General features: G+C 29.4%; 2 protein-coding genes. Both read right to left on the reverse strand.

What is annotated here, in order from left to right; genetic code table 11:
* Positions 1-57 precede the first annotated feature (57 nt).
* Entirely contained in the window at positions 58-330 is a 273-nt protein-coding gene (locus Q428_RS16185) for a PBPRA1643 family SWIM/SEC-C metal-binding motif protein (RefSeq protein ID WP_035381970.1), read from the reverse strand.
* A 940-nt stretch (positions 331-1,270) separates the two neighbouring features.
* Positions 1,271-1,798 (reverse strand): RHS repeat-associated core domain-containing protein (locus Q428_RS13900; protein ID WP_161633638.1); only part of this gene is annotated, 528 nt, incomplete at its 5' end.

Below are 1,798 nucleotides of genomic sequence, written 5' to 3' on the forward strand. Positions count from 1 at the left end.
AAGATAGGACAGGCATTCTAATCGAATACCCGCCCCAACAATTGACAAAGAGCCTTTTTATTTTCCACAACACTTTTTATACTTTTTTCCACTACCACAAGGGCATAGATCATTTCTTCCAACTTTTTCTCCTATAATAACAGTTCTATTATTTTTAGTTTCATGTCCTAGTAATTTTTCTATATCAGAAATATCTTCAGTTTTATTAGGTTCAACTCCAATAATAACCTGCCAACCATTTTGATTGCAAATTTCTAAAATATAACTTGCCTTTTCTTGTGTTTTAACTCTTACAACTGCTGGTTTTTGTTTTGTTCCTAATTTAGCCATATATATACCTTATAATTTCCTTTCATCAACTTTAAGATTTTTCATTCGTGACACAGTCACTTCTGTAAATTATTTACCTAATATCTCTTCAATAATAGCCTTCATCTTTTTATTTTAAATCTTAATTTTAAATAATCCTAAGTGATTTTTAGCCATACCTCTTCATCATTAAATAGCAAAAAAAATTAATACATGAATTACAACCCCATTGGTGAATTTGATACCTAAGTACTAAACTTTTATTCTTTATTATCATGACTACTTAATCTTATATTTATAAAAAGTTCAAATACATTCGAACAGGTCATATTCATTTCCACAGTATATTAATTTTAGCCAATAACCACCCTGGTCATTTTTGACCGTGCCTTTTTATTACTAGATAGTAATGTATAATCTTTTATCCATAAATTACCTCCCATCGATAGTATTTGCTTTTATTCTATCAATGGGAGCATGGGATATCTAGGTACTTAATTTTTGACGTTTACTCTGCTAATTCCTATTTTTTATTTTTGAATATATTGGATAGCAAAAAAATAGTGCTAATAAGTAATATACTACGCAACAATGGATTTGCAGAAACTTTTACTATATCTAAAATTTTGCTTATTAAAATAATTCCACACACAAAAATCAATGATTTTAAAAACATTGTTGTTAAATTAATGTCAGTTTGAGATAGTAAAACTAACTTAAATAAGCTTATTCCAATAGAAAAGAAAATAACTGGCAAAATACGACTAAGCAATATGCTTTTATATACAAATGAAAGCTCATGTGTATATATACCTAAAACTAGAAAGAGTATTCCTATAATAACATTGTATATTTTGTTTTCTAAAAAAAATTTAATTAAATTATTCATAGTAGACTTTCTCCTTTAAATTAAGTAATAAAGAAGATATTAAATCTTCTTTATTACTATAGTATCTAGTTTTTATTTATATCTTTTAATTATATAGTACAGCGAAAGTTCTATGCCCTTTTTTCTAGCTAAATTTGTTAATTGAGTTATACTCACTCTTGCACTGAACTTATAATAATCAAATACATAAGAAATATATTGCCTCATTACTGGTAAAAAAGCACTTTGTGCCCAACCAAGACCTATTCCTATGACAGCTCCCCTAACCATTGACCAAGCTAATTCTTCTTTATTCCACTGACTAAATGGTAGATTTCTGTGAGTCCACCAGTAATCTACAAGTGAACCTGCCGCTCCCCATAAAGCTGCACCAACCCACCATGCAAGATGCCCACTTGGATCTACAAACATTACAGGATTGTTATTTGTGTAAGCATACTGATTTAAACTCTTTGGTTCATCTTCAAACCCATGGAAAGTATCCCTTGTTATAAACCTTCCAACATTTGCATCGTAATATCTTGCCATCAAGTAGTAAAGTCCTGTTGCTTCATCATATCTGTATCCTGCATATCTTAATTGGTTAGCTGATGCCATTGA

The sequence above is a fragment of the Fervidicella metallireducens AeB genome, from assembly GCF_000601455.1.
In the GTDB taxonomy this organism is placed as follows: Bacteria; Bacillota; Clostridia; order Clostridiales; family Caloramatoraceae; genus Fervidicella; species Fervidicella metallireducens.

What these genes read in the sequence shown, in the direction of transcription:
- Q428_RS16185 (WP_035381970.1), bottom strand. Translation starts at nt 330, where the DNA reads ATGGCTAAATTAGGAACAAAACAAAAACCAGCAGTTGTAAGAGTTAAA.